We start from the raw sequence: 19,906 nt of genomic DNA, 5'->3' as shown, positions 1-19,906 counted from the left end.
CCCCTTGGACCGACTTCTACAACCAACAAAGACCTCATGCTAGCCTCAACCTACGCCCGCCCATCAGCAGGCTCCAGATGTCAACAACCTCTTGACCTCCTACAGGTGCCCCACCCTCTCAACGCTAGGGTGGGTTCGGAGAGCGACCTTCTAAACATCAGCACTAAACCGGGTGCCCCACATACGCGAAGCTTATGTGGGTATTCGCGCAACGCGCGAACCGTTTCTCAACATCCATCGAGACTTCCGAACCCACCCTAGCGTTGCGAGGGTGGGGCACCCGGGCTGGATGTTACTTAGAAGTTGAACCCTCACGACAGGCTACATTCCCGGCACCGCGCACCGTAAAAAACGTGATCGACGCGGGCGGGAGCTTCTGCTCTCCTGCCTTCGTTCTCTCGCCTGTGATCGTAGGCAGTGTTCCATCCTCGGCCTGCAGGGATTTCCCGTTCAACATCATGGTCTCGCTCAACAGCTCCGGAGCCGTCAGCGTGTAGCGCTCTCCCGCTGAAAGCGTGATGGCGTGCTCGGCATCCTTGTCGATATTCAACGCAACCACGCTCACTCCACCAGGAGCATCTTTCATGCAGTGAGCGTAGATACGCAAAGTCGCATCGGGCGCCGGCCCGGGATCCAGCACCGTGGTTCCCATCAGCCGCTTCCACAACAGGGCGAGCCAGTAATCAGGACGCGGATTGAGAGTCTCTTCGTTCAACAGGCCGTAGTCGCTGGAGGCCAGTGTGTTGACCATGACGGTCTGCACATTTCTACGAGCCAGCGAGCCGAGCTGATCGGCGAAGCGGAAGGTGTCGATGAACGTCGAGGCCCACGGGCTTCCACCGCAGCCGGCCTCGCCCGATTCCGTAAGCCAGATTTGCTTGCCGGGCATGTACGTATCGCGGAGCTTCGCATAGAAGGCTTCCGTATCAGGGTTGCGGTCCAGATAGGCGGGCGTGAGCACCTTCTCCCAGGAGAGACCCATCTTGCCGACGCAGCGGGGCGAGAGCGTGGTGTAGACGTGATAGGAAAACGCATCGAAGACAGGACCTGAAGCCTGCAACATCTTCTCGGTCGAGAGCATCTTCGGCATGGGCATGCCCACGATCATGGGAACACCTTCGCCGATGCTTCCCGGGCCGAGATAGATGGTCTCTGGCGACTCTGCCTTCAGAAAGGTGCGGAAGGCTTTCACATCCTTCGCAAACGCAGCCTCGTCGTAGCCCTTCGGCGCTGCCCCCTGGGCTGCAAAGGTCGGCTCATTGAGAAACTCGGTCGCGGCGATGTGTCCGCCGGCTTTGCGGGTGAAGTCAAAGAAGGTCTTGGCCTGGGCTGTGGTCCAATCACCATTCGCATCGCGTGTGCCATCGCTGATGGCGACCGAGGTCACCAGGTCCGCACCGACGGCATGAGCGAAGTCGATTGCGCCCTTCCACTGCGCCCGCGTCATCACGCCTTTGAAGCCTGTCGGCGGTGTCGACATCTGCGGAGCGTCATCGTCCTGGAAGTAGGTGCTATTCCGCCAGGTGCCACTGACACGCATGTAGCTGGGAGCAAGTGCGCCGGCGAGCTTGCGGATCTTTGCACGGCTCAGATCGATAGGTGGGCGGTATTGATAGGGATCAGTGGTCGTCCCCGGGGCAGCGGGCGGCTGGTCTTTCTTGGGAAAGGGTTTCCAGAAGCGGCCGCCGGTGATCTCGATCGCCTCCACATTGAACGAGACATAACGCGGATCGACCTGCGCGACGCGAGGCATCGACTTCGGCTGGAGAGTGACCTGGGCAGGGAGAGACGTGCAGACAGCAACGAGAGAGACTGCAAGGGCGCTACGAACGTGTGTGAGCCGTAGGTATGTCATGAACGAGTACTCCGGGGACGATCTTCGATGTGGACAATCACACTAAATGCGTGCTTGCACGGATGTAAATTGGAAAACATTCAAACTCATTCTGGGCTTTTGGGTATAGCCAATACACTGGGTGCTCCATCCATCGCAACGCGATGGGTGGGATGTGAACAATCTAGTTTGGGCAAGCGCGCCGCGGGGTAACAAGCGAAAGGCGGTTCGAGCGTAGCTCGAATATCCCACTCACGCTTCGCGTGACCACCCCGACCAACAAGTTCGGCGGGGACCGCGTGAATGGGGCACCCAGCGTATGGGCACGCGGATACCCACTACACACCAACCGTCTTCTTCCGAACTGCTCGTGCTTTCTTCGGCGCACTGCCTCGAATAGATTCCGGCGGAAACAGCCCGTCGAAGATCTCCTTGAGCAACAGCTTTGCTTCGCTCTGCGGCAGATGATCCGGAAGGAACTCCATCGCGAGGATCAGCGCGGTCTTGACGGCCGGCAGAGCCAGGATCCGGCTGCTGAGTTTGGAGTGTCCAGGCAACTGGGCGAGGCTGAAGTCTTTGGCGAAGTTACCGGGAGCAAAGATGCGGGTGTAGCGTTCCGCCCAGGCTGCGGCCGACTCCGGATGGCGCAGAGCATAGAGCTTCAGCTCCAGATCCAGAATGCCGGAGCGAGGTTCGCGAAGGTTGCTGTAATACTCCCTCAGCGCGGCAAGCTTGCCGGCATAGTCCTCTGCATGGATCTTCGAGAGCAGGGTCTGCAGCTCCGCCTTCGCGCTCTCGATCTGCTGTTCCTGTACGGCGAAGAAGAGCTGTTCTTTGGTCTTGTACTGCGCGTAGACGGCGCCGCGAGTCCGGCCGGAAAGCTGTGCGATCTCATCGATCTGCGCCCGCTCGTATCCGTCACGCGCAAAGATCTGTTCGGCCGCCTTCAGCAGGGCATCGCGGGTGGCCTTGCTCTTGATGGCGTGTTTGGTCAGCGGTCTATCCTGCTTCATCACCAACGATGGTACGTGAGCCGGCTGAACCGCCTCAAAGCCTGCCAGGGTCATGGGAAAAGCCTCCACGGGGAGAAAAAGAATTTTCGCTGGACAGTATCGAAATCCGGCGGTATAGATTAATGCGTGTTCACACGTATGTAATTCATGTGCACCGGAAAGGTCAATCCCTTCATGAAAATCCTTGTCGCCTCGCTCGCATTGCTCTCTACCCTCACGTTCGCGGAGACCGCCGCCGCGCCCGACGCCAGCGGCAAATGGAAGGTCCACCTGTCGGTCGGCGGCAGCGACAGCGAGATGGAGTGTAACTTCGTCCAGGCCGGAGCGGACCTGTCAGGTACCTGCAAGGGCGAAGCTGGAGAGGCGAAGGTGACCGGAAAGATCGACGGCCAACAGATCAAGTGGTCGCAGCCCGGCGACTATAACGGCACCGCGCTTTTGCTGAGCTTTGACGGAAAACTGGATGGCGAGAAGATCTCGGGCAATACCACAGTCGATCCGTTTGGCGTGAGTGGTACGTTCGACGCCAGCAAAGCGAAGTAACTTATACGCCTACGCCGGATATTGCCTTCACGGCAGCCGTGTAAACGGCTGCCGTGAAGGTGCGTCCGGCGTTTCGCATTTAAATCGCCAGAGCATTTTCCCTGTGGGTGGAATGCAGAGCTTCCACATCCATGGGCGTTTTCCGCAATGAAAACGCCGCTACACGCCTCTTCGGGGATACCCAGCAACGGGGAAGCGCTCTATCCCTATGAAGGTGGAACCTTAGCACTGGCTTAAGTCGTTTACCGCTCATAACTTAATCGCTATCGTGTCGCCTTTTCCCGCCGATGGAGAGGACAGGTCTCCCTGGTAGGTGCACACGATGAAGAATCTAACAATCAAACAAAAACTTATGAGCGCAACAGGCGCCCTCACCCTTCTGGCGATGGTTCTGGGCGGAGCCTTCGCCTACCGCGTCAGTACTTTTGGGGACATGATTCACACCCTTGGTGTGGACGACGCTCACAAGTTTTATCTCGCCGGCGTTGCCGATGCCTCTGGTGCCGAGATGCTGGCTGCGCAGCGTGGCGAACTCGCCCAGGCCGCCCTGGGGAACTGGGATATAGCGACTCAACGTGAACATCAGTATGCCCAGCACGAAGCTGAGTTCCGCAAGGCGATTAAAGGAATTCGGGAGGTTGGAGTAGGCTCCGCTGGTGCAGACCTGTTGAATAAGACGGAAGCTACGCTCGACCGCCTGACGCCTGCCCACGCGCGGTTTGTCGCTGCGATCAACAGCCACGACGTCAAGCAGGCGTCTGATCTAAACATCAATGAGCTCACGCAACCGCTTGAGGAAGCGGACAACCTGAGTGCTCAGATCCTCGAGCACCAGCAGAAGATCATGGCAGATGCGAGCAATGATGCCCGCGGCTCCGTGGTCGCCGCGGAGTCGGTTGCGATGACGCTGCTGCTCCTTGCGTTTCTTGCCTCCGCTGTAGTTGTTTGGGTCGTGATTCGCCTGGAACGCGACCTGCGTAAGAATGTGCTCGCTCTGAACCAGGGCGCCGAACAGATTGCTTCCGCGGCTTCACAGATCTCGTCATCCAGCCAGAACCTGGCTCGCGACAGCTCGGAGCAGGCGGCGATGATTGAAGAGACGTCCGCCTCCTCGGAAGAGATCTCGTCCATGGCGAAGCGCAACGCCGACAATGCACGCTCGGCGATGGGAATCGTGAGCACCGCCGTTGGCACCTCCCACCAGAGCGCTGCCGCCGTGAAGGAATGCGTCAACTCGATGACCAGCATCAATGAGAGCTCGCAACAGATTGCGAAGATCATCAGTGTCATCGACAAGATTTCGTTCCAGACCAACATCCTGGCTCTGAACGCCGCCGTGGAAGCAGCCCGTGCCGGAGAGGCGGGAGCAGGCTTCGCGGTGGTCGCCGAAGAGGTGCGCAACCTTGCGCAGCGCTCGGCGGAAGCGGCGCGGGAGACCTCGGGTCTGATCGGAGCAGCGCTGACCAACGCCGCAGACGGCCGCACCAAGATCGAATCGATGGTCGAGGCTGGAGCCAAACTTGAAGGTTCCTTTACCGAGATCAAGTCGCTGGTCGACCAGATCGGCGATGGATCCTCCGAGCAGGTCGGCGGCGTCGATCAGATCGCGCGCGCTATCGGCCGGATGGAGTCGGTGACACAGAAGAACGCCGCAAACGCGGAGGAGTCAGCCGCAGCGGCTGAGCAGCTCAATGCACAGTCAGGTGCGCTTTACGAACTGGCTGCCCGCCTTGGAGCCATGGTTGGCGTGCAAACCTCGTCTGGTGCAATGGCTCGTCAAAGCGCGAAGAGCTCTTCGAGGAAGCCTGCCGTAAAGTCTGCCGCAAAGCCTGTAAAACCAATGATCCGTCCGATGGCGGTCCCGGTTCCGGTCGCTGTCGGCGTCGGCAACGACGCAAACTTTGTGGAGTTCTGAGTTTCAAATCCACATTTCGCTGCTGCACACACTTCGGGGAGCCGCAAGGCTTCCCAAATTTTTGCCCGCAAGCGCGAGATATAATCGGTTCAACGACTTAGAGCATTTTCCCTGTGGGTGTAGAGTAGGGCTTCCGTATCTATGGGCGTTTCCTAGTGAAAACGCCGCTGCACACCCTTTCCGGGCTACCTAGCAGCAGGGAAAAATGCTCTAGAAACACCGCAGGCTATCCATGCAGGAGCTGTTATCCGATACTGGTTCCGATGACGTGACTCATGACGAAAGGATGGAGCTGCTGCAGCGCATCGCAGCCAGTGCTCCCTTTCGCCGAGCCACACGCCTGCGCGAGTTTCTTCTCTATGTCGGCGCCTGCCCTGCCAATCATGCGGATGATGCCTTGCACGAGGCAACAATCGGAACTGCTGTCTTCAAGCGTCCCGAAGGCTATGACACCAGCGCGGACAATATCGTTCGCGTGAGTGCGACAGAGCTGCGCAAGCGGCTCGAGATGTATTTCTCCGCGGAAGGTGCGCAGGAAAACATCCTCGTCGATATGCCCCGCGGCGCCTATGCGCTGATCTTTCGCCGGCGGTCCGTCAGCGCCTTGCCCGCAGTCGTGCCCGCGATGGTTGAGCCGGTAGAAGAGACAACGCTCCTTGAGCCGGAGCCGGCCGCTCCCTTAATGCCTCCGGTCATGACGACAGTTTCGGTAACCATTCCTGAGGCTCCATCGCTTCCGGTCCGCCGGACGCACTGGGCATGGAAGGTATTGGCCGCGGCCCTTGTTGCCGTATGCACTGTGTTGCTGATGCAGAACCTGCAGATGCGCCGCCTGCTGCAGCCGTGGCAGCAACAGCCGGCTGTGCGCGCGTTATGGGGAGAGCTCTTCGTCAAGGGAACGCAGACTGACCTTGTCCTCGCGGATACCTCTTTTGCCCTGGCGCAGGATATTGAGTCACGGCAGATCTCGCTGAAGTCGTACATCAACAATGACTACAAGCAGACAGCCAGCATGGCGGGTCTCAGTGCGGACCGGCAAGATGCGCTCGACAGGGTTCTGAACCGGAATACGGCAAGCGTGGGTGACTTTATCGCGGCAAAACGGATCATTGAGCTGAATCCGGTCTCGTCCGACGTGAAGCTCAAGTTCGCCCGCGAGTACTCCGCCGAAGAGTTCAAGACCAACAACGCGATCCTGATCGGAAGCCGCATCTCGAATCCGTGGGTTGATCTCTTCAACAGCCGGCTGAACTTCCGGCTGCAGTACGACGTTGTGCAGCATCGCCCGTATGTCGAGAACCTGGCCCCCAAACCGGGAGAGAAGCCGGTGTACGACGGCACCTCGGACCTGCAACGGAATGAGGGATACAGTGTGGTCGCATTGCTGCCCAATCTGGGGCGGAGTGGCTATGTGCTGATCCTGGAAGGAACCGATTCCCAGGCGACACGGTCGGCCGGAGAGTTTGTCACCTCGGAGGCGGCGCTCGGAGACTTCTTCCGGCAGAACCACCTCTCGCCCAAGGGGCCGCCGCCCGGCTTTGAAGTCCTGCTGCACAACTACCAGATCATCGGCACACCCTTCCGGTCCGAGATCGTCGCCTGGCGGATCGAGCAGTAGGGACGAGCCACGAAGGTCTCCCCTTTGTCATTTCGTAGCGGAGCGGGAGAAATCTGCTTCTCGCTACCCTCGCAGATCGATAGAAGGTTCATCAGCAAATCCGTTTCGTACTTTGTTAGGTCGTATGGGTAGTCCTCGCCCACCCTAACTCCGTGAGGGTAGGGCACCCGGCAGCAAAGCAGATTTCTCGGCTGCGCTGCGAAATGACAAAAGAAATCCTCGACCTTCGTTTTAACCGCCTTTCCACCCCACTCTTTACGGTTAATAAAACTCCCTCCAACATCCGCAAACCATTGCCAGATAGAGCTTTGCTGCTCGGTTTGATTGTGAACTTCGGGTTAACGGTGAATTAACTTGATGGTCCTCTCTCGGATTCACGACTCTTTGTTGACTTCAAAACAACAGCATTCTCTGTCCTGAACTGCATTGGCAGCACCTGGGACGAGTTCTTGAATCACCGCCGAAGTCTGTAGGACCTTCGGCACTTTGGAGAAGAGGCCAATATGTACCCAAATATCAGTAGAAGAAAACGTTTTCCACAGTGGATCATCTCCCTGGTCCTGATCCCTCTGTTTGCCCTTGTCCCCTTGGGATGGGCGCAGAGCACCAGCTTCGGCACCATCACCGGTACGGTGAGCGATCCTGCCGGAGCTCTCGTTCCCACCGCCAAAGTTACGATCAAGAGCGTCGAAACCGGGCGAACCCGCGATCTCGAGACCGACAGCAACGGAAACTACAACGCTCCCTCCCTGTCGCCCGGCCGCTACATCGTCACCGTGGCCAAGGAAGGCTTCAGCACCCAGGTCGGCAATGAGCTGGTACTGGCCGCCGACCAGGTAGCTCGCGTTGACTTCGGCCTGAAGATCGGCGGAGCCGACCAGGTGATCACAGTCGACACCTCGGTCGCGCAGCTGCAGACGGACAATCCCAGCGTCGGCACCACGATTGACTCCACCAAGGTGGTAAGCCTGCCCCTGAACGGAAGGAACTTTATTCAGCTGACCCAGCTGATTCCGGGCGTCAACCCGGGCACGGTCTCCTCCATCGCCGCTCGCCGCGGTCGCGGTTCGATCGGACAATCAGATGCCAACGGCGGTTTGACCGCGACCCAGATCAACGGTCAGCGCGATACCCAGAACCGCTACTTCATCGAGGGTGCCGAGTCGATGGACTACGACGCCAATACCTACAGCTTCTCGCCGTCGGTCGATGCCATTTCGGAGTTCAAGGTCGAGACCAGCTCCAGCACCGCTGAGAACGGAGGCGCGCTCGGCGGCTTCATCAACGTCATTCTGAAGTCGGGCAGCAATGACTTTCACGGAACCCTGTGGGAGTTCAACCGCAACAACTACTTCACGAAGAGCCGCGACTTTATCTCGACCACTAACCCCAACCCCACGGCGCCTCGCCTGAACCGTAATCAGTTCGGCGGCAACATCGGCGGACCGGTCATCATTCCGCACCTCTACAACGGCCGCGGGCGCACCTTCTTCTTCGTCAATGAGGAAGAGGGACGCAACCTCACGGCCTCAACGCCAAGCTTCCTGATCGTTCCGACAGCCGCACAGCAGGCCGGAGATCTCAACTCTGTGACTGGCCGCGTCTTCGCCGCCAGCGGATCGACCACGACGACCAACACCATTCTGGATCCCACGACCGGCCAGCCCTTTCCCAATAAGCAGATTCCAGCGAACCGCATCAGCGCATCAGCCTTGAAGCTGTTGAGCTACACGCCGGCGAACGGCTCCTATGCCAGCAGCACCAACTATCAGACCGGTACGCCGAAGGCGCTCTCAACGCAGCGCGATATCATCACCCGGCTCGACCACATGCTCACGACCCACGACCAGATCAACGGCCACTTCATCTGGGACGATACCCTCAACGCAGGCACACCGCTCTTCGGGCACGACCAGGACAACAACGATGCCCGCAGCACCAACCTCAGCGCGGCGCATGTGCACACCTTCGGTTCGTCGATGGTGAACACGGCCTCTTACGGCTATCACCGCTTCACCGAGATTGAGACCTTCGGGACCACGGACGATACCAACTACAACATCGCAAATGCGATTGGCGTTCCGTTCGCATCGTCCGACTCTCACTTCTACGGTCCGCCGACGGTGAACATCAGTGGTCCGGACGGGGTCTTCAGCCTCTTCCAGCTGCGCCGTACCATCGGTCCTCGTAACCGCTCGAATAGCGCTCATAGCGTGAATGATTCGCTGTCACTGCAGCTGGGCAAGCACTTCCTCGCCGGCGGCGTACAGTTGACCTTCAAGAACGATACCTTCGATCAGATTCGCGACCCGCGCGGCAACTTTGGTTTCACGGGACAGTGGACAGGATCGGCGCTTGCGGATTTTCTGCTCGGCTACATGCAGGCAGCATCCATCAATCCGACGCACACCTACACCAACATCAGAACCCTGTGGCAGGGATATTTCGTGCAGGATAACTGGCATCTCCGCAATGGTCTGACGATCTCGCTGGGCCTGCGCTGGGACCATATGCCGCCGTGGGTGCAGAACAACGATCAGTATGCAGCCATTGCCACACTGCCGAATGGCATCGCGGGTACGCTGCTGACGCCGCAGATCTCACAGTACGGCCGTGGCCTGATTCCACCACACTTCTACGACTTTGCACCACGTGTCGGTTTCAACTGGCAGCCGTTCGGCGCGGGCAAGACCGTGGTTCGCGGCGGATATGGCTGGTACTTCACTACCGATATCGCCAATCAGCCATTCACCTGGGCTGAAGGAGCACAGGCCCAGTCCGGAGCTTCCATCAGCACCAGCAACCAGCCCACCATCGGCGTCAGGACGACTCCGTCGCTCACCTTCTCCAACCCCTTCCCCGGCGTGACGCTCGGCGGAGCGCCGACCTATCCCTTTGCCAACGCGGTCGATCCCAACCTGCAGGACGCCTATACGCAGCAGTGGAATCTCACGACAGAGCAGCAACTCCCGGCGAAGCTGATCGCAACTCTGGGCTACGTGGGCGCCAAGAGCACGCACAACTACACTTACTATCCTGACGTGAACATGCCAGTACCGGTCGATCCGTCGACTCCGGGCCTGGCTTCACTGGCCTCGCGTCGCCCGAACCAGACCTTCAAGTCCGGCACATCAGCACGCTCAATCGCTGGTGACTTCTCCAACGGAAGCGCAACCTATCACTCGCTGCAGGCCAAGCTGGAGCGGCGCGTCGGCCGCGGCCTCACCGTATTGGGATCGTACACCTGGTCACATGCTATCTCCGGCCCGTCGGATATCGGTGGTTATGTGGGGGGCGGCACCTTCAACCCCACGGGTCTGAATATCTACAATCCGCGTTCTGATCGTTCGTCGGCGATCTTCGATCTGCGTCATCGGTTTGTGGCGACGGCCATCTGGGATATTCCGTTCTTTGCCCACACTACCGGCTGGAAGAAGGCTGCCTTCGACGGGCTGCAGGCATCCACGATTGTCGTGGCACAGAGCGGACCGGCTGGCAGCGTCTTCAACAGCGTCGATACGACGGGTACGGGGCTGGCGTCTCGTCCGGATATCATCCCGGGCCAGAGCCCGAACACACCTGCGGGTGGACGCTCTAACGCACAGTGGTTCAACACCGCTGCATTCCGCACGGCAGCGGCCGGTACCTTCGGCAATGCGCCTCGCGTGGGTGTGGTGACGCTGCCTGGCATTCTGAACGATGACTCGTCGTTCGTGAAGGCAATCAAGTTTGGCGAGAAGCGCAACCTGCAACTGCGCGCCGATATCTTCAACCTTTTCCTCCGCTATAACGCGAATCCGAATGCTGTGGGCCTGTCGCTTAACAACACCAGCACCTTCGGCAAGCTCGGCGGCGGAACCTCGGACGTAGTCTCCCGGGTCATTCAACTCTCGGCGAAGTTGAACTTCTAAAGACGAACCTCCTTTTTTGGCAGTCCGGAGTGGCATCGACTCCGGGCTGCATTTTTTTGTTTGGAGGAAAGCTTTATACCGTGTCTCCCAGAGACCTTTTACCAGTTGAGACAGGATGAGATTTCTACGATCGTGAAACCCAGCTATACAGTGCGTCTCGTTTCGCACTGCAAGTGCGAATGCCGTGCTTAAGGGGACGGCTTTAGCCGTCCCACATAGAAGCACACAGAGATGGCGGCTTTAGCCGCTGAGGTCAAATCTTATCCATCTCGGCGCTTACATCTCGCCACGTATCTTTTTGTTTGGCATTTCGTAGCGCAGCGAAGAAATCTGCTTCTCGAACACACTGCCCTCAGCGGCTGAAGCCGTCCCCTTAAGCAAGGCATTCGCACCTGTGGTGCGAAATGGTTGCGCTCTGCGCAACATATTCGCTATTCGAGCAATGCTGCAGACCTACTTGCCTTTATCTCTCCGCCGACGCCGAAATCGATTCACATACTCACCGGCCGTTACACCCAGTACGCGAAGGAACGTACGCCGCATCGCATCGGCCGACCTGAAGCCGCAGGCATTGGCAACTTCCTTCAACCCCATCGACGAGCTGTCGATCATTTGCTGTGCGGCTTCAACCCGCATGCGGTCAACGAACTGTCCAGGGTTCATGCGCGTTTCGCGCAGGCATACACGGGTGAAGTTTCGTGCACTCATCCCCACGCGCTCGGCCAGCTTTTCAACGGTGAGGTCTTCGCGCAGATGTTCCAGCATCCAGACCTGCAACTCGCGTAACGGTTGAGAATTCACCGCCTGGTGCGAGAGCATGTGGCTGTACTGCGATTGTCCCCCCGGCCGCACCAGGAACATGACGAGGAAGCGAGCCACCCGCAGTGCGGCTTCATGCCCGTGATCTTCTTCTACAAGAGCCAGGCATAGATCGATACCAGCGGTGATGCCCGCGGAGGTATAGATCGGTCCGTCCTTAAGGAAGATGGATTCGGCTTTTACTGTTACTTCAGGAAACTCTTTGGCCAGCCGGTCACAAAAGTTCCAGTGCGTGACGGCGTTTCTTCCATCCAACAGACCAGCCTTGGCGAGAAGGAAGGCTCCGGTGCAGATGGCGGCGACACGTCTTGCTTTGGCGCCTGCCTCAGCGATCCAGGAGATGAAGGCTTCGTCATAGACGCCGTTCTCCGCGCCGGGACCTCCGACGACGACCAGAGTGTCGATCTTCCCCGTGATCTCGCGGATGGGAATGGCGTTGGTGAGGGCGAAGCCGCGGTGAGTTGGAAGAGTATCGCCGGTCCCCGGATGGGCAAGCTGTACCTCGTATCCGGGCACATTGCTGAAGACCTCCAGTGGTCCGGCAACATCGAGAATCTGCACCGGAGGAGGACCGACGATCACAACCTTCTTCATACCGCGATTCTAGGGCGTTTTCCCTGTTGCTGGGTATCCCGGAAGAGAAGGCGAACAGCTTAGCCTCGCCACATGGAATTACGGATCACACCGCAGAAGTTACCGCGCTTGAAGTTCGGGTCCTTGTCGGCGAGCACATCGGCCTTCACATTGCCGAAGGTAGTCTCCGGCTTGTGATGGATGCCGTCGTAGAAAGCCTGGAGGATATCTTCCTTGAAGTGTGGCGTACGCGGAAAGGCGCTGACGACGGACTCACGGTCTCCGTCGGCAAAGCTTGCATAGTCGATGCCAAGTACGTCCATCTCGACGCCAGCGGTTACCAGGGCAACAACCGGATGCATGTACTGCGGAATGCCCGGCGTGGTGTGTAGTGCGATGGCTGTCCAAACGTGATCGATCTCCTGCTCCGGGAGCTCGTGGCTGCGCAAGAATTCGCGCACAGCATTGGCTCCGTCCACCTCGAAGCGGTCGTGAGCGCTGCTGTGGGACGGCATCAAACCGATGTCATGGAACATCGCTCCCGCATAGAGAAGCTCAGGATCGAAGCTCAGCCCACGGCGCTTACCAGCAAGCGCCGCAAAGAGATAAACACGGCTGGAGTGGTTGAAGAGCAGGGGTGTCTCGGTGTCGCGAATGAAGGTGGTAATCTCCCGCGCGAGTTTGCTGTCGGGAATAGTGACCCCGGAGATGGTGGGCAAGGTGCCGCCGGTCATGGTCTGCTGCCTCCTGCTCTCAAACCTAGAGCGGTCAGGCAGCGGACGCCACGACACAAATACAGCAATTTCGGACAGGGTTGGGCAGACGTCTTGCAGGGGAACGGGTGGGAGCCCTGGGCTTCAGCCCACGGTCTACGTAGCGTTTAGTAAGGTGGGCTTTTAGCCCTGGGCCTTCCCCTCTGGGACGCAAAAGACCCAGGGCTTAAAGCCGATGGAGTCTATGTATCCCAAATCAGCGGGCTAAAGCCTGGCTAAAGCCCACGGCTCCCACCCATCCCAAAACAAAATGTGGTGCGATTATTCCGAGATAGCTGGATGCCTTCTCAACCACAACTCAATAACGATCGTATTGATGGAAAAACCGATCCAGAAGGCGATGCCGAAGAACTGCTGCGGTGTCATATGCGTAAGCGCACTGGTCGCGAAGAAGACGCCCATGACAGGCCGCGTCGTCGCAATCCCCAACAGGATACCCATGGCGCGCAGCAGCCATCGTCCTGCCAACGGAAACGCTCTGGCGCTCCATAGGAGAAACGACCGTGTCAGGCAGAAGAGATAAAGCGTGTTGAAGAACAGTACCGCAGAACGCTCGATGACTCCGCCGACCGGATGCCCGCTCATGGCATAGGCGGTGATGCCGACGACAAAGCCCAGCGCATAGACGACACCTTCAAGACCGCGCCTTGTTCCGGGGCCGCGCCGCAGAACAAACGGGAGCAGCAGCACCAGCGCTCCTGCGGGCAGAATGTGGGCCAGTGTGAGCGCCTTGCGGCTCATGAATGCCTCTTCCACGCTCACCATCATGGGTGGCGCGTTGCGAGCCGGCGTCAGGAATGAGACGACCCGGCGCGTCACCACGGCAACGGCAATCACAATGCAGAACCAGAAGAAGATCCGCAACCATCGTGGAAACCGTGTTGTGGGTGAAGACAAGGGCACGGTCGACATGGATAACACTCTAGAATTTAGATAGACATCTTGTCCAGTTAAATTTTCGGCTCTAGAATACCCCCATGCCATCCCGACGACCGCCGCCAGCCAAACGTCCGTATACGCTGGGGCAACGGGCGGTGCAGTCTGACACCACCCGGCAGCGAGTGCTGCGAACAGCGCGGAAGTTGCTGGAGAAGGGTGGTGCGGCCGAGTTCACCATGGAAAACGTCTCGGCGAAGAGCGGTGTCTCCCGGCAGACGCTGAACAACCTCTTTGGCAACAAGGAGGGCATCATCGCCGCGTTGTTCGATCAAATTGCTCTCGGCGCCGGTATTGAGGAGATGCGTGAGGTGATGCATGGAACCGATGCACGTATTGCCGTGCGCGGATTTGTCCGTGTGTTTACACGGTTCTGGCGTAACGAACGTGTGCTGATACGCCGTATTCACGGCATCGCCGCTCTGGACCTTGCCTTCGGTCAGGCCGTCTCATCCCGGTACGCTCGCCGTCGTGGCGCGGCTGAGGTGCTAGCCAATCGCTTTGCAAGCGCAATGGCGCTGCCGCCCAACGAAGCAGCCGCAGCCCTATACACCTTCACCTCGTTCGAGTTCTTTGACACTTTCGTCTCCGAGGGAATGACGACCGAGGATGCAGTGGAGCAGATGGCGCGCCTGGCAGAGCGGATCTTGATCTAAGGTTCATCCATGTCCCGCGACGATGATATGTGGGACATTCGAGCGTAGCTCGAATTGGTGGGAGCCGTGAGGACCGCGGCTGCACTGCTAGGTGGTCAAGCGCTGAAGGCGCGCTCTATATCAGCCGGGCAACGCCCCAGGTCTACTGCCCATAGAAAAACAAAGGGCTGAAGGCCCGCTCTATAACTCCGCAGTCAAGGCGAATTTGCCGAGACGCCCTAGCAATAGTTCGGGAGCCGAAGCTGATGGTATGCGATAGCTCCGCTGGGTGGATCGAATCTGTGGCCGGACATGGGCGCCGTTGACAACGTCACACCGGAACCATAGCGTGGTAACGCTAGAGCATTTTCCCCGTAGGTGTAGAGTAGGGCTTCCGCATCTACGGGCGTTTTCCGTAATGAAAACGCCGCGATACCCAGTAACAAGTGCTTTAACTGAAAGGTAACTTCATGCGTACTCTCACTCTCCTTCTGCTGGGACTTGCGGTCTCGTTTGCCCGTGGACAGACTGTGCCCGCACCTGTCGCTGACAATGCTCCTCCCACGGCAACCGGAGTGAACGAAGTGCAGCGTATGGAGCAGGAGGTGCAACGCGTCGCCGCAGATGTCCAGCGGTTGAAACAGCGCCTCCCGGACTGGGCGGCCATATCCTGGTACGCGGAAGATGATGTCAGGGTTATGCAGCGTAATGATGCGAAACCGCGCGTCGTCTTCCTGGGCGACTCCATCACACACAACTGGGGTGGAGAGAAGGTCAGCAGCTACTTTCACCACGATCACGATAAGTTCATTCCGATCAACCGCGGTATCGGCGGGCAGAATGTGCCACAGATGCTGATCCGCATGCGCCCTGATGTGATCGCGCTGAAGCCTGCGGCGATGGTGATCTTTGCCGGAACCAATGATCTGGCCACCTTCAAGGTTCCTGACCTGCTGGGATTTATCGAAGGCAATTTCGTCAGCATCTTCGAGTTGGCGCAGGCCAATAAAATTCCCGTGGTTGTCTGCTCAATCTTGCCCGTAAGCGATGTCTACCAAAAGCGTACTGAGACCAGGCCTCCGGACCAGATCCTGCAACTGAATAGTTGGCTGAAGGATCAAGCGAAACAGCGCGGCTACGAATATGTGGATTTCTACAACGCTGTCTCCGATGGGAAAGATCGTCTGCGTGCGGAGATTACGAAAGATGGTCTTCATCCTACGGCTGAAGGCTATGTGTTGATGGAGCCTTTGGTCGAGAAGGCCATCGAGAAGACGCTTGCCTCGGACAGTCACCGCGCCGGCAGCAATGATTCTCACTGAGAGCAAACCAATGACAGAGGAAAAGTATAAGGACGCCGTAAGCGCTTACGGCGTTCGGCCTTTATGCCTCTTTTAGTGATTTCCTCGCAATGTGAGTCAGAGGAGATTCTGTCCATGCCGCACGTTCATGGTATTGAGTTTCCGAAGGTCAGGCCACGCCAGTGGAAGAGCTTATTCAGGCGCTGCGGCAGCGATCACCTTAGGTGAGGGATTGCGGGCGCGATGTCTTGATCCGGTGCAGGATTATGGAATGAGGTAACTTTCAGTTGCTTTCGCCTCTCACCTATGGCTCAATGGTTGGCATCGTTTGATTGGGCTTCGCGGTTTTGTTGAGAAGGAGCACGCCCATGACTAAGACAGGCAGAGCCGTTCATCGCATTCTTTCGTTTGCGGTCCACTCCATTCCGTTGGAGGAGCGAGCCACCGTCCAACAGAAACTCGAAGATCTGGTCCAGGAAAACCCCAGACTGAGGGCCGAAGTTCACATCGACCACGACAGGCTCTTCGTCAGTGGAGAGGACGAATTGCAGCTCCTGGAGCTTCGCTTGACGGTCATCCAGCGAGAGTTGGCCGAGCCGGGTGATCTGAAGGTCAACTACCTGGAGACAGTTCTTGGCTCCGCGGAAGCGGAACACTCGTATCTCCGCGAGACCGGCGGCGCACGGAACTATGGTTACTGCCGGCTTCGGGTAGAGCCTGGTCAGCAAGGGAGCGGATTGCAGTTTCTTTGTGACCTGGACAATGAGGCGATTGCCAAGCAGTCCGTTCAGGCGATTGAGGCCGGTGTGCGAGAGGCAGCACGGGGCGGCATTCTGCAGGGCAGCGAACTCGTCGATCTGAAAGTCACGTTGCTCACAAGCGATTGCGATGAGATTGGCCGCCACGAGGTGAGCCTCAGGATCGCCGGCGCCATGGCCTTTCGTGAGGCAGCGAAACATGCCAGGCCGGTCGTGCTGGAGCCGATGGTGGAAGCTACCATCGATCTACCCACACCATTTATGTCCTCGGTGATGGAAGACATTCACGCGCGCCGCGGGCGTATCGAGTCGATCTCTCAGACGGTCGATGGGTTGCTGATTCGCGCAGCGATTCCCGCTGCGGAGGTGCTGCGCTCCAGCGCACGCGGCAGAAGCGGATACGCCACACGCTTCCTGCGGTACGAGCCGATCAAATCGAAGGGCTCGGATGGCGAGGCGGGCGCCATCGTTCGTAACCACTGGCCGCCCAATCCGCGCGGTGGTGCGATTGCGATGAAGTTTTAAGACGATCAACCAAAATTCGTTGATCTCGAGGATACAGATAGAACCGAAGCCATCGCAGGCTGACCAGAAATGGCCAGCGAAAGCAGGCAATGGAAAAGTTGGAAAGCAAAACCGGCTTCCCAACTTTCCCACAGTCTCGACGACGCCGGCTAGATCTCTACGATAGCTGCTCCAAAAACCCGCATGCTGAGCCGCACCCGTAATTGCAGAGGATCACTTTCCCGATCCCGTAGGGCCCGAGATATCGCTGGACGGCTTTTCTTGAAGAGTTTTCTTGGCTTCGCCTGGGGTTTCGTTTCCGTTCTGCGGCCCTCCAATCCAGCTCTGAGCAGAGGGTTCTCCACCTAGAATATCGTTACAGGCACCGGTAATCAGTTCTACGCCGCCTGAACCGTCTTTAGAGGAGAAGACCTCTGGCAAGTTGTTGAGGGAGAAGGCGAGGTCTTGTATCTGGCCGACCCCATCGTTAAGACTCAGTGTGCTCGACGAGCACCCCACGTAAATCGACCGGCAGCCCATGAAAATCGCTTGTAGGGAATTCCCAATCGTTGGGCCGAAGTTGTCGGTCGCGAGGAGGCCGCCCGCGATCATTTGTATCTGGTGGACCGTATCGAAAAGGCTCTGTGTGCTCGATGAGTTGGCCTGGGTGACCGCGCCATTGCCGCCATTGCCCCCGTTGCCACTCCCGAACCCTGTTACTGATACGTTATCGTTTGAATTCTGGGTAGCAGGAGTCTTAGTGTTTTCTGTCATGACGGATCTCCACTGTTGCGTCAGTTTTGGATTGAGCAACCATACAGGCGGGAGGAAGGCGACACACTGCAAAGGTATCCGGGTGTAGATTTCCCGGAATTGGGCCTAGGTTGTACCACCCTTGTTGTACTGCACCTTTCTTCGGAAGTCCAATGGTCCTAACGCAGGCTGGAAGCGGAGAATGTATGAAAACGGAGTTTCGGTCTAGATGTCGGTCTACGGGGCGACGGACCATATTAACTGTAGCGATCATCTTCAGGATCAGATCCAGTTCGCTCTGCGTGAACCGAATGCGATGCACTAAAAAACCCTCCTCGCCGTGCTAATGGCTGCGAAGAGGGTCTGAGCAGGATGCGGGAAGCTCACGGCATCGCCGCTACATCTTCCCGGTCCTTTGGGTTGATCGTCCACTATTCGGCGTGACAAGGCCTGGACCTATTTAGGCTCCACTGTGAGATTTAGGTTTATTTGTTGGCTAGAACTGTCGCCGATGGGAAGTGGGCTCGGATGTAAAGGGTCGTCTTTAAACGAGAGTCCGGGTGGAAAATGGTTCGAACTCCATGGTGTAAATCCATATCCAACTTTATCGGGGCTTACGGCAGAGCCAAACATGACCTCGTCTTGCCCTACTTGGAAAATAAGCGACAAGCTACCACCGTTATCGTGATACGTTAGCTGCCAATGACCTATCGTATCCGGCTGAATTTCGGCCGGAGGTTTGACCGTGTAGAAAGGCAAGTTGACCTCGGGGTTGGGTTTCAGTACCAATGGTTCAGATGTTGTGTTGGAAAGATAAAAGTTCAGAATAAGTGCCAATGTGCCCTCCAAGACGCATAGTTGGTGTTGTTATTTATTGACCTTGCGGCTTGTGTGAGTCGAGTTGCTTTTCGGACATGACGGATCTCCTTTGTTGCGTCAGTGTTGGATTAAGCAACGATGCAGGTGGGAGGAAGGTCGATCGACCGCAGTGGTATCCAGGTATAGGCAATTCCCGGAATTGCATCGTGCGGTGCGCTATAGTTGTACCCTATCTGACCGCGGCAGTCGAATCAGTGGAACAGATTGATCGTTGCCGTCCCCGTCTCGTTACACGGTTCCTAAAGATTCGTCCAAAGCAAGATTGCCTACTTGATCTGAAGCGGGTAGTAGTAGGAGGCTTGATCCTGCTCATGAGTCGTGGAAAGGAAATAGGAGCCGGGTTTTGACTTTCGTAGATCAATAACCATCCGTTCGCGCAACGTCCTGTGTGGCTGACACACAGAGGAGTCCATCAGGACTACGCACACGCCGGTGTTACTCAACCCCGGCCTTTCCATTGTGAATGCGCGGCGTATCACGACGATCACTCTAGAGATCATCATGACGCTTCCGGCAACTTACGCCGGCATTGATCATGCAGAACAAAAGATGATCGCGGAAGAGTTCAGAACTGTTCTTCGTTGTTATCTAATGCTTCGACTGAATCCACGTCCGAAACGACGCTGAATAGAGCATTCCCTGTAGGGGTAGGGCATCTATGCGCAATGAAAACGCCACTGCTTGCCCGAAATAGGTGTGGTCAATTAATGATTCTTCCGGGATACCCAACAACATGGAGAACGCTCTAAGCGTGTACCTCAGCGGCTAAAGCCGCCTTTTGCTCCGGCCTGTACGGGACGGCTGAAGCCGTCCCCTTAAGCAATACATTCGCACCTCGGTGCGAAATGGTTGCGCTGCGCGCAACGGAAGGATAGAGCCGAGCACAATGAGCCTTGTATCCTGTCGCGCGAAGCGCGATGTCGTGTTTAAGGGCACGGCTTTTAGCCGTGCCGTATAGAGTGGTACAGACCGGGCAGATGGGTAACAGATTAGACCGGGGACATAGGTAACACTTTCGCGAGGTCGAGCGGAGGCGTGTAGAAGTCTGGCATGCCTTGGAGAGCGAGCGGAGTGTTGGAAGAGCGTGCCCGGTTTGCAGTGGAGTGGGAGAGAGCGTGCCCGGTTTGCAGTGGAGTGGGAG

The 19,906-nt window shown here is 57.6% G+C and carries 13 protein-coding genes; 7 read left to right on the top strand and 6 right to left on the bottom strand.

Going from position 1 to position 19,906, the window contains the following annotated elements:
• Window positions 1–292: 292 nt before the first annotated feature.
• Window positions 293–1,855: a hypothetical protein gene (locus tag AB4Y89_RS23785; protein WP_442303436.1), complete on the bottom strand. Its 1,563-nt coding sequence runs from the start codon at window positions 1,853–1,855 to the stop codon at window positions 293–295.
• A gap of 317 nt (window positions 1,856–2,172) precedes the next feature.
• Window positions 2,173–2,901, bottom strand: a complete 729-nt coding sequence (locus tag AB4Y89_RS23780; protein WP_442303435.1) for a TetR/AcrR family transcriptional regulator — start codon at window positions 2,899–2,901, stop codon at window positions 2,173–2,175.
• A 120-nt stretch (window positions 2,902–3,021) separates the two neighbouring features.
• Between AB4Y89_RS23780 and AB4Y89_RS23775 the strand changes: the two genes are divergently transcribed.
• From AB4Y89_RS23775 to AB4Y89_RS23760, 4 genes are all read left to right on the top strand, one after another.
• Window positions 3,022–3,390 carry a hypothetical protein gene (locus AB4Y89_RS23775; RefSeq protein WP_442303434.1) on the top strand — a complete coding sequence of 123 codons (369 nt, stop codon included), beginning with the start codon at window positions 3,022–3,024 and terminating at the stop codon, window positions 3,388–3,390.
• A 322-nt stretch (window positions 3,391–3,712) separates the two neighbouring features.
• A complete protein-coding gene (locus AB4Y89_RS23770; protein ID WP_442303433.1) occupies window positions 3,713–5,305 on the top strand; it encodes a methyl-accepting chemotaxis protein in 1,593 nt (530 codons plus the stop codon).
• A gap of 232 nt (window positions 5,306–5,537) precedes the next feature.
• Window positions 5,538–6,923, top strand: a complete 1,386-nt coding sequence (locus tag AB4Y89_RS23765) for a hypothetical protein (protein WP_442303432.1) — start codon at window positions 5,538–5,540, stop codon at window positions 6,921–6,923.
• Window positions 6,924–7,426: 503 nt separating this feature from the next.
• On the top strand, window positions 7,427–10,834 hold the full coding sequence (locus AB4Y89_RS23760) for a carboxypeptidase regulatory-like domain-containing protein (protein WP_442303431.1): 3,408 nt from the start codon (window positions 7,427–7,429) through the stop codon (window positions 10,832–10,834).
• Between the two features lie 453 nt (window positions 10,835–11,287).
• On the opposite strand, the gene AB4Y89_RS23755 is transcribed toward AB4Y89_RS23760, so the two are convergent.
• The 3 genes from AB4Y89_RS23755 to AB4Y89_RS23745 form a co-directional block, all read right to left on the bottom strand.
• Complete coding sequence (locus AB4Y89_RS23755) at window positions 11,288–12,247, bottom strand: GlxA family transcriptional regulator (protein WP_442303430.1); 960 nt, start codon at window positions 12,245–12,247, stop codon at window positions 11,288–11,290.
• A gap of 59 nt (window positions 12,248–12,306) precedes the next feature.
• Window positions 12,307–12,960, bottom strand: coding sequence for an HD domain-containing protein (locus AB4Y89_RS23750; protein WP_442303429.1), 654 nt, complete (start codon window positions 12,958–12,960; stop codon window positions 12,307–12,309).
• 300 nt (window positions 12,961–13,260) lie between these two features.
• A complete protein-coding gene (locus tag AB4Y89_RS23745; protein WP_442303428.1) occupies window positions 13,261–13,911 on the bottom strand; it encodes a DUF2306 domain-containing protein in 651 nt (216 codons plus the stop codon).
• A 65-nt stretch (window positions 13,912–13,976) separates the two neighbouring features.
• Between AB4Y89_RS23745 and AB4Y89_RS23740 the strand changes: the two genes are divergently transcribed.
• The 3 genes from AB4Y89_RS23740 to AB4Y89_RS23730 all read left to right on the top strand — a co-directional run bounded on the left by AB4Y89_RS23740 (window position 13,977) and on the right by AB4Y89_RS23730 (window position 17,154).
• A complete protein-coding gene (locus AB4Y89_RS23740) occupies window positions 13,977–14,591 on the top strand; it encodes a TetR/AcrR family transcriptional regulator (RefSeq protein WP_442303427.1) in 615 nt (204 codons plus the stop codon).
• A gap of 449 nt (window positions 14,592–15,040) precedes the next feature.
• Window positions 15,041–15,892: a GDSL-type esterase/lipase family protein gene (locus tag AB4Y89_RS23735; RefSeq protein WP_442303426.1), complete on the top strand. Its 852-nt coding sequence runs from the start codon at window positions 15,041–15,043 to the stop codon at window positions 15,890–15,892.
• Between the two features lie 347 nt (window positions 15,893–16,239).
• Window positions 16,240–17,154, top strand: coding sequence for a hypothetical protein (locus tag AB4Y89_RS23730; protein WP_442303425.1), 915 nt, complete (start codon window positions 16,240–16,242; stop codon window positions 17,152–17,154).
• A 213-nt stretch (window positions 17,155–17,367) separates the two neighbouring features.
• Here AB4Y89_RS23730 and AB4Y89_RS23725 read toward each other — a convergent pair whose 3' ends face one another.
• Complete coding sequence (locus tag AB4Y89_RS23725) at window positions 17,368–17,907, bottom strand: hypothetical protein (RefSeq protein ID WP_442303424.1); 540 nt, start codon at window positions 17,905–17,907, stop codon at window positions 17,368–17,370.
• Between the last annotated feature and the right edge of the window lie 1,999 nt (window positions 17,908–19,906).

This window comes from Terriglobus sp. 2YAB30_2, assembly GCF_052114765.1.
Lineage (GTDB): Bacteria > Acidobacteriota > Terriglobia > Terriglobales > Acidobacteriaceae > Terriglobus.
Note: the sequence above shows the minus strand (reverse complement) of the source record. Positions and strands in the feature narration are given on the sequence as shown.